The sequence below is a fragment of the Chloroflexus sp. genome, from assembly GCF_034434295.1.
GTDB lineage: Bacteria > Chloroflexota > Chloroflexia > Chloroflexales > Chloroflexaceae > Chloroflexus.
Map to the genome: position 1 here is coordinate 1 of NZ_DAOTZQ010000140.1, position 9,594 is coordinate 9,594.

The 9,594-nt window shown below is 55.7% G+C and carries 6 protein-coding genes; 2 read left to right on the plus strand and 4 right to left on the minus strand.

Annotated elements, in window-relative coordinates; translation table 11 throughout:
• Positions 1-414: 414 nt before the first annotated feature.
• Genes VAE57_RS18135 through VAE57_RS18150 form a run of 4 tightly spaced genes read right to left on the minus strand, consistent with a single transcriptional unit; the run spans position 415 to position 5,775 of the window.
• A complete protein-coding gene (locus VAE57_RS18135; RefSeq protein WP_322823232.1) occupies positions 415-2,754 on the minus strand; it encodes an exo-alpha-sialidase in 2,340 nt (779 codons plus the stop codon).
• A 25-nt stretch (positions 2,755-2,779) separates the two neighbouring features.
• A complete protein-coding gene (locus VAE57_RS18140) occupies positions 2,780-3,550 on the minus strand; it encodes a hypothetical protein (protein WP_322823233.1) in 771 nt (256 codons plus the stop codon).
• Positions 3,551-3,589: 39 nt separating this feature from the next.
• On the minus strand, positions 3,590-4,858 hold the full coding sequence (locus tag VAE57_RS18145) for a glycosyltransferase family 4 protein (RefSeq protein WP_322823234.1): 1,269 nt from the start codon (positions 4,856-4,858) through the stop codon (positions 3,590-3,592).
• A 53-nt stretch (positions 4,859-4,911) separates the two neighbouring features.
• The gene (locus tag VAE57_RS18150) at positions 4,912-5,775 is read right to left on the minus strand and encodes a class I SAM-dependent methyltransferase (protein WP_322823235.1); all 864 of its coding nucleotides are present in this window, start codon (positions 5,773-5,775) and stop codon (positions 4,912-4,914) included.
• 947 nt (positions 5,776-6,722) lie between these two features.
• Between VAE57_RS18150 and hemN the strand changes: the two genes are divergently transcribed.
• Complete coding sequence (gene hemN / locus VAE57_RS18155; protein WP_322823236.1) at positions 6,723-8,096, plus strand: oxygen-independent coproporphyrinogen III oxidase; 1,374 nt, start codon at positions 6,723-6,725, stop codon at positions 8,094-8,096.
• A gap of 12 nt (positions 8,097-8,108) precedes the next feature.
• Entirely contained in the window at positions 8,109-9,533 is a 1,425-nt protein-coding gene (hemG, locus tag VAE57_RS18160) for a protoporphyrinogen oxidase (protein ID WP_322823237.1), read from the plus strand.
• The last annotated feature ends 61 nt before the right edge of the window (positions 9,534-9,594 follow it).

A 9,594-nucleotide genomic window follows, 5' to 3' on the forward strand; every position in this document is an offset into this window, starting at 1 on the left:
TGACGATCACACACCGCCCCCTTGTGACCAGCATGGTCAACAGGGTGACACACGCCGGATCGTGAGCACGGCTGCTGCGGCAGCATGGCTGCCGCACGCCACACGCTGCGACACGCGCATGACGAGCGGGCAAGATATCTAATCCAGCGCGTGATGCTACCGAAGATAGTCGTAGCTCTCCTCGCCGTCATGCCAGCAACCTGGGAGTAGGATATGCTGGCGTTGGCAATAGGCAAGCGTGCATGCGCCTGTGCGACGGTCTGGGAGCACGACGGAACAGCTTTTATGAAATAAGTTCTAGTACAGCGGGGCGACCCTGGTAGCCGCCCCGAACGGTGATGGTGGTACAAGCGCGCGATACCACCACCATCTTCTATTTTCTACTTCCTATCTCCTACCTCCTACGCACAAACCCTAGCGCGTTACTAATGTTACATAGGTTCGGACAGGCGAGAGCGTACTGGTTGCCGTCGTCTCTACCACCGCATCGCCAATATTACCAGCACGATCGATCAGGCGAATGTAGAGATAGAAGGTTTGCTCAGAGGCACTTGTTGTCGCCATCGTTACACCAGGGGCATTCGCCATACTCCAGTTTGGTACGGTGAACTGACCACCGTTGAAGTCAACCGGAGCCTCAATCCATTGCAGGGTCGACGCAGTGGTCGGATTAGACACTGCGCTCGGGCTGACGGCAATCAAGACGCCCTGAATACCGTTCGCTTCGGTGATCGTTGCCGTTGAGAGATCAAACGTCAAGTCCTGGAGAATATCACCGATTGGCGAATCAGTTGCAGTAATGATCTCACTTCCGCTCAGCGACATCTGCGGCGGTGTCTGATCAAGTCGAATGGTACGGGTAATCGTTTGCGAATTACCCAACTGGTCGTAAATTCGTATCACAACCGGGTAATTACCATCCGGTGACGGTGGCGAGAAGGTTGTGCCAGGCAGGGGAATAATCGCATTCAATGTGCCATTAACATTCAGATCACTGGTCACCGCAAGTGCGGCCACACTACCGGCAACGCGCACCCGACTGATTTGTGAACAATCGCCGCCATCCGCTACTGAAAGCAGTACCTGGGGCACTGGTGTACTACCAGGATCAAGATCGTAAACTCGATAGTTACTGGCATACCAGCTCGACGAATCGTACAACAACGGATTAGCTACGCTGGCGGTCGCAACGACGCTGGTATCAATGATCACACTCGCCTTGCGTTCGGTTGTATCAATGACCGAAGCGGCACCATTCCGTCGCAACTGGGTGTACAACGTGCGCGGTGTACACTCATTGACATTGAGAAACGCAGCGGGGATCGGCACCGTCAATTCGGTGCTGGCAGTTGCGTTTTCGCTCAGCAACACCCAACCACCTGAGTCGTTCTCAATATCAGTTGGAGGCACTCCCCACCGCCAGCGCACACTGACATTTTGTGGCGTTGTACCTAAACCGGGGAAGGTTACGTTCACCGACGTGCGGCCGTCTCCCCCAACCCGCGTTGCTCCACCTTCAATGAGTGGATCCGAGCCAAATGGCGAGCCAGGGGCCTGGAAAAGAGCGTAGCGGAGAAATGGAGTATCACCATTGAAGAACTCGTGAGCTACATGCATGTAGAAGCCATTACTGGCGCTGCTGACACCCCAGGCGTTAAACAGCGGGCCAGAGGTTACAGACTCAATCGGGCCTAGAAAGGTGCCATTGGCCAGACGTACAGCATAGTTCAATCGATTCTGGCTGCGACTACCCGGCGTCCTGATGAAGGAGATATGTAAATTGCCATAGAAATCGGTACTCACCGAGACCTGACCATCGCCTTTCTCGCCTGTCAAACGTGCAGTGGGCCAGGGTTGATTATCAAACAGGTCATTGATATTTTTCTCGGCATAGAAGATACCGCTATCGGCGTGGCGGTAGCCGACATAGATGGTGCCATTGTGAACGGCGACACTGCTATCGGCATAAGGGGCAGGATCGCCAAGGTTGACATCAACCGGCACACTGAAACCATTCCCCTGCCAGATTGACACCATCACGTGAAGAGGACGCGGTGTATCACGGGTAAACGTCAGGGCAACCTCGCCATTCGTACCTGAAGCAAGCTGCACCACTGCCCGATACGCTTCCACACCAAAAGCACGGGTTACTGGCGCCCATGAAGCGCCACCGGTATCTGAGAAGGTGTAGTAGATTGAGGCATCACTACCAGTAAAATCATCACGCCAGACTGCAATGATGCGACCATTCTGGCTTCCACCGTTCACCATGGTCAGGGCTGGACGCACCGGAAAAGCGACATTGCGCGTCACTTCAGTGATTGGTCCCCAGTTACCGACAACATCACGTTTCCGAAACCGAATAACCTTTGCCGCCTGATCGATCCAGAGGGTCAACACATCACCAGCCAGTGAGGTGGCAATGGCGCTGTTGATATACTCGGCATTAAGTGTCGTGCGTGACGTGGTTCCTAACGTATACGGGGTTGGGAAGGCCAGTGCAGCCTCGGTCTTCGACCAGACGCGGGCTTTGCCTTCGGAAGCACCACTTGATTCCGCAATGCCTATGATATGAACCTGATCACCGTAGGTTGCAACCTGTGGCAGCTTGAGATTTGAACTGTTGGGAAGAACGGTTTCGACTAACAACCGTGCCCCACTTTGGGCGGCTGATGGCGTTGCTGGCAGTAATGTAGCGGCGAGGAACGCCAATAAACAGAACGGCACGAGCAAGGTGCGAACGAGTATCGACATGGGTCTACTCCTCAGTATGTGCTACTTACGGGGCGATGATAACGTCATCAAACAGCATACCACCGATGGCACGGGTATACACACCAGCCTGCCCGGCCGGCAACGGCTGTCCATCAGTTGCCTCCATCAGGAGCTTGCCATCGAGACGAACCTGTAACATTCCGCCGCGCAGCTCCAGCTCGATCACATGCCACTGGCGGGGCGCAAAACCCGGCCCCTCTACTGTTGCCAGCGGTGTGGCAACCCCATCGACTACCTTCTCCAGCACGTATTTGGGTGTTGCTTCGTACTCACGCTTCAGCAGGCGTACCCGGTAATAGTTTGCCTCGTAACCAACCTCACCCTGATAGCGGGCAATGATACCGGCTACGCCATTAAATTCGTCGTAAAAACTGACCCGCACGACACCGTCGCTCACTACAGGCTCGGCCAGCAACGCGACCTGAGCCAGCGAGCTGTTGCGCAGTTCACCGGCGAAATCCTGACGCAGACGTCCGTTGTCAATAACCCAGTTAGGGCTATCTTCGGGCAAAACAAAATCGAGGGCGACGGATTGCCAGGCGGCGAGACTATCAGCGGTCGCAAAATCGGCGACGAACTGCGGACCGGTGGCCAGAACAGCCGGCACTGTGGGATTCGGACCGATAGTCGGGGCCGGTGGTTCAGGGGGATATTGTAAAATCGGCCCACCCTCCTCGGCCTGACCAGGACGAAAGGCAACGAACAGGGCAGCACTCACCGCGATCAACGACGCGGCCACTGCCAGCAACGAGAGTAGACGGTTTCTTTGTGCCATGAAAAATCCTCCTCAATGACGGATGGCAAAACCCGCACCTTAGCGGCCAGTAGCAACCGTTTCAGGTAACGCCTTACCACGTAAGGCATTCCGATAGAGATCGGTCAGTTCGGTAGCGATCCGCAGTGAAGAAAACTGTGGTGCCAGTGCTGCGGCACGTGCGCTATACGCCTGCCATACCGCCCGATCTCTTAACAACGTAACAATTGCCTCACCAATGGCCAGCCCAGAACGTGGCTCTACCACAATGCCGGCCTGCGCTGCCGCCACATACGCACTGGCGCCAGTGGTGCGGGTTACCACCGGCGGCGTTCCAACAGCACAGGCTTCAATCACCACCCGACTAAACGACTCGGCGACCGAGGGAACGACAGCGACATCAGCACCGGCCAGATAGGTGCGGGCATCGTGGTGGGGAATAGCGCTGGTAAAGATGACATCAGTCGCTACTTCCAATGCTTGCGCCCGGCGACGGAGAAATTCTCCGTAATCGCCGAAGCGTGGCGTTGAGCGATTTGGTCCGACAATCACAACCTGCGGTGCCAGACCGGCAGCACGGATTGTCGGTACTGCCTCAACCAGATACGCAATCCCTTTGAATGGGTGGAGACGATTGAGACTGATAATGATCGGACGTTCTGGATCAAGGCCGTGACGAGTCGCGATGATTGCGCGACTGCGTGCACGCATCTCACTCAACGGCATATCAGCAGGTGGAAAACTGTCTTCGGTGATGTTGTACGGGATTGCCGTGACTTTTGATGCAGGGGCACCCCGGGCAATTGCCAGCTCGCGAATCTGCGGCGAGTCGGCGCGAATCACCAGAGCACGCCGAAACACCAACGGTAGCAAGGCGCGCACTGCCCGAAACCGGGCATAGCCATAGTCGTACTCTGGTTCGGCCATCACATCAGCACCGGGCAAGGTCACAGCTAACGGTGGAGCATGCCTGCCAGCAAACAGCGCGGCAACCCCAAGCGGAAACGCTGTTTCGATGTGACACAGATCAAATGGTGGTGTCGTTGCCAGAAACCGGCGCAAGCCGACGATCGCACTTACCAAATACGGATAGGAGAAGAGTGGATTTACCACCCAATTGGCTACCTGGGTCACAAACGTGCCGCGTGAAGGCAGGCGATGCACAACAATATCATCTTCAACCGTGCGGATGGGTTGCGCCTGATTGGCAGCCAGACTGAGCACTTCAGCGACAATCCCTAAATCACGCCAGGCGTGTATGAGCTCTGTGTGAATACGGTTACCCATCGCCGCACTATCATAGCGCGGTAAGATATAGAGAATGCGCATAAGCCGATGTCACTTCCAAACCCATCTTACCATGATGAAGACGCTGGCGGGAGTCATTTTGTTCCCGACTGTTCGCGGGAGGTTGAGGAGGGTTTTCGCAGCGTAAACATCACGTAGAGAGGATCGCTGCGATCAAAACGTTCTTCCAGCGGATGGACGATCCAGGCCAGGAGCAAATCCTTCAGAATGAAGGTACGCCAGAAACGGGTCAGCCGGGTTTCGTGGTAGCGCCAATTGAGAATTGAACGGCCAAAACCACGCAGAGGGCTGATCTGCAAACCGGCCGGCTGCACATATACCCGGTGAATATCCGCCTCGTTGTAGAAGCGGAAAAAGGAACCAGCCTTACCTTCCTGGACAAAAGCGTTACGGGCTACTCGCTTGAAACGCCGGATGCCCTCGAAGAAGCCGGTACGCTCGCCGCTGGTATACGGAATGGTAATAACAGCAATGCCATCGGGTGCTAACACGCGACCGATCTCGCGCCCGACCGCCTCATCGTCCGGGATATGTTCAAGGGTAGAGACCGCAGCAATGCGGGCAACCGAATCAGTGCGCAGTGGCATCGCTGTGGCACTGGCAACCAGCGGAAAAAACCGGCCATCACCGGGGCGGGCCGTCGCTGCCCGTTTCTCCTTTTGCCAGCGCACCCGGTCGGGATCAAGTTCAAGCACCACTACGTCTACACCCTCTTTGGCCAGCATATGGGGAAACGATGACGTACCCGAACCAATATCGACCACCAGATCACCACGACGGACATCGAGAGCTTTGGTTGCCCAGGGGTATTCGATCAATCGCCAGAGGCTGAAATCGTTAACAGTACGGCGCAAAATACGCCAGCCATTGAGCGCTACTTCATACGCAACACAGCGCAACGCGCTCAGCCGAATTGGTCGTCGTTGAGAACGTTTCATGAAACTCACCATCACTTTGATGTGCCGCCCAAATGCGGCATCACAGTATAGCATGAGAAGCGAGAGACGAAGATAACCCTATCTCAATTTGATCAGGTGGGAAATCCGATGATAGAACCTATTTCAAAAGCGTCTGCCAGGAATTATCCCATTCATTCCAGACCGAACTATATAATCGTGACGAGCACACCCGGCATCTGCGTGACCAGCCGGATCAACGGCTTGCCACGCGCCGGATAGTGAGTACGGTTGCTGCGGCAGCATGGCTGCCGCACTCCAGTGCGACACGGGTATGACAGGGGAGCAAAGCAACCCATCCAGCGTATGCCGGCACGACCGAAGCTGATCTCTGCCAACGGGCCAGGATCAAGATAGGCTGTCGTTGGTGATTGGCAAGCGTTCATGCGCCTGTACAATGGTTGGTGAACACGACAGCACAGCTTTTATGAAATTAAGTTCTAATACCAGGGATGACATCCAACGGTGAGTGTTGCCCGGCAAGCAGGGTTAAGCGTACGATACGCACCCGGCAGCGCGCACGGTACATGTGACAGCCCGGCCGCTGCCAAACCACGCACACGCACCTCACTGAGCGGGAAAGGTTTTCATGCCGGCGCACAATTGCACCGTGAATGGACGGAAAGAGCCGCCTAACGAACATAATGACCAGAGCGATTAGATTCGCCCATCATCCAGGAAAAATTGGTGATGATGGTTGCACTTTCGCAACCAATTTCGCAGAGAAGGAACAAGGTTTTTACTCATTCCTGTGACCAGAAACAGCGAGTCTCCTGTTGAGAGGTATTTTGCCTGAATATTCAAAATATTGACTATCATGCTAAAATGAAAACCATCACGGGCCTGAAAGAAAAAGTGCGAAAGAGGTATTTTCGTTTATTGCTGTAGTTTGAAAACAGTACTACAACGAATTATCACAAGGGGCTGTTATGAGTGTTGAGATCACCCGCGAAACCATTGATCGCTACAACCGACCCGGCCCACGCTACACGAGTTATCCAACCGTTCCCCATTGGAGCACCAATTTTACCGCCGACGATTACCTGGCCGCGTTATCCGACGTTGCTACAACGAGCGACTCGCTCAGCGTTTACGTTCATCTGCCATTTTGTGCCGAACGCTGCGCCTACTGCGGTTGCAATGCCACCTCAACCCGACGGCCTGACGTTGTTGATCACTATCTCGACCGGATCGAACGTGAACTGAGCATGGTTATCGCAGTATTAGGCAGCAAGCGCAGGGTGGTACAACTCCATTGGGGCGGAGGTACGCCTAACTTTCTCAGTGAAGCGCAGAGCCGACGGTTAATGGGGATGCTGCGCACAGCATTCGCACTCGATCCGGCAGCAGAAGTCGCTCTCGAAGTCGATCCACGGATCGGTAGCCGTGAACAGATTTTTCTCTTCCGCGAACTGGGGTTCAACCGCATCAGCTTTGGCGTGCAAGACATTGCGCCCGCAGTCCAGATCGCCATTGGCCGCATCCAACCTCTCCACCAGACTGAAACCGTTGTCAAGGCAGCGCACGACGCCGGCTTTTGCAGCATCAACATTGATCTTGTCTACGGTCTGCCGTATCAGACACCAACCAGCTTTGCGGCGACATTGCAGGCGATGATTGATCTGCGCCCTGATCGCATTGCCTGCTTCAGTTACGCCCACTTACCCCAGGCCAGACCCAACCAGAAGCGTGTCGATGCCCGACAGTTGCCAACCGGCTACGAGAAGTTTCAGCTCTTTCGCCAGGCGATTGACACCCTGACCGCCGCTAGCTATGAGTGGATCGGGATGGATCACTTTGCGCTGGCAAGTGATGAATTAGCTGTTGCTGCCCGTGAACGTCGGTTACAACGCAATTTTATGGGCTACACCGTCTTACCGGCACCACACCAGATCGGGTTCGGGATGAGTGCAATCGGCGACCTGGCCGGGCGCTATGTGCAGAATGATGCCGGTTTGGGACGCTATCAGCGGGCTATTGATGAGGGACAGCTACCGATCACCCGCGGTATGCGCTTGAGTGACGACGATTTGATGCGTCGGCACGCGATTATGCATCTGATGTGCAACCTCGAAGTACCGTTCGATCTAGCGCTTCCACCCTACGGCGACCGGTTAGGCGATGTCCTGGCACCTGAGATTGAACGGATTGCTGCCTACGCTACCGACGACCTGGTAGCCATCGAACCACAGCGATTACGTATCACCAAGCGTGGGCGCTTCTTTATCCGGAATCTGGCGATGGAACTTGATCGATATCTCCAGCAGGCAACAGAACGGCCGGTCTTCTCGAGCACAGTATGAGGAGAAACGCACATGATGGCGGGATACGACAGTGTCGTAATTGGCGGTGGTATTGCCGGTTTAGCTGCGGCCTACACGCTCCATAAGCGTGGTTATCGGGTTCTGGCCATTGAGTCGACCAATCGTGTCGGTGGTGTGATCCAGACCATCACCACACCAGAAGGCTACATCCTCGATTGTGGGCCAAACACGGTGGGTACCGGCGATGCACGATTGTGGCAGGAACTGATCGATTTGGGTCTGCGCGAACGGATCACACCGGCAGCACCATGCAGCAAACGGCGGTTCATCCTGATTAATGGTACACCGGTTGAAATCCCAACCTCACCAGTTGGGCTGATCACCACACGCTTACTCTCGTGGCGGGGGAAATTGCGGGTGCTGGCCGAACCGTTCATCAACCGCGGATCGACCGATCCCGATGAAAGCGTTGCTACCTTCTTCACCCGCCGGATTGGAGCAGAGGCTACCGCCCATCTCCTTGATCCATTCGTTGCCGGAGTCTACGCGGGCGATCCGCAACGGCTCTCGACGGCGGCAGTCTTTCCATCACTGTGGGAAGCGGCCCAGCGCAGTGGCAGCATCGTGCGCGGTATGCTGAGCAAACCTAAACCGAAGACTCAGGTGAGTGAGGCAAAGATGCGCAGCCGCACCTTGTCCTTCCGCGGTGGCCTTGCCGAATGGCCACGTGCTCTGGCGCAAGCCCTGGGCGCCAGCAATGTCTGGACGGAACGGCGTGTGGTCAAGCTCCAACAACGCGACTCCTGGTGGGAAGTGACGGTTGATGGGGTAAACGGCCCGGAAACACTCATCAGTCGCAGTGTCATTATTGCCACCCCAGCTTTTACTGCGGCTGATCTCATTGAGTCGGTTGACCAAAGAGCGGCTAATGCCCTCCGCGGTATTCCGTATGCGCCGGTAGCGGTGGTACATCTCGGCTTCCGTCGTGACCAAACCAGTCGGGAATTGAGCGGCTTTGGTGTTCTGGCCCCCTCAAGCGAACAGCGTCAGTTCCTCGGCATTCTCTGGACATCAAGCATCTTCCCGCACGTCGCTCCTCGCGATCACATCCTCACCACGACCCTTAGTGGTGGTGCTATCCGGCCTGAACTGGCCGAACGGAGTGAGGAAACGCTGATTGAAGCGGCCATTCACGATCATCACCAGCTCCTGGGGATCAGAGGGCAACCAGTCTTCACCCATGTTACCCGCTGGCGAACCGCCATTGCCCAGTACACCTTTGGGCACCGCGAACGCATTGCCACCCTTGCACAACTCGAACAGCGCCTGCCGACCATCCAGTTTGCCGGTAGCTACCGTGATGGTGTTGGGGTGCCCAAAACCTGGGCCAGCGGTGTACGGGCAGGGGAACGGATCGCTGCGGCACTGGCAACCCAGGGGACTACCGCAGTTTCCACAGAGGCGGCATCGGGGTGAGGGGAGAAAGCTTCCGATATTGCCGGTCAGGTACTACGAGCGGGTGTTAATGAGGTGGTGG

Coding starts and splice junctions, on each gene's coding strand:
- hemG (WP_322823237.1), top strand. CDS start 8,109: ATGATGGCGGGATACGACAGTGTCGTAATTGGCGGTGGTATTGCCGGT.
- VAE57_RS18150 (WP_322823235.1), bottom strand. CDS start 5,775: ATGAAACGTTCTCAACGACGACCAATTCGGCTGAGCGCGTTGCGCTGT.
- VAE57_RS18140 (WP_322823233.1), bottom strand. CDS start 3,550: ATGGCACAAAGAAACCGTCTACTCTCGTTGCTGGCAGTGGCCGCGTCG.
- VAE57_RS18145 (WP_322823234.1), bottom strand. CDS start 4,858: ATGCGCATTCTCTATATCTTACCGCGCTATGATAGTGCGGCGATGGGT.
- VAE57_RS18135 (WP_322823232.1), bottom strand. CDS start 2,754: ATGTCGATACTCGTTCGCACCTTGCTCGTGCCGTTCTGTTTATTGGCG.
- hemN (WP_322823236.1), top strand. CDS start 6,723: ATGAGTGTTGAGATCACCCGCGAAACCATTGATCGCTACAACCGACCC.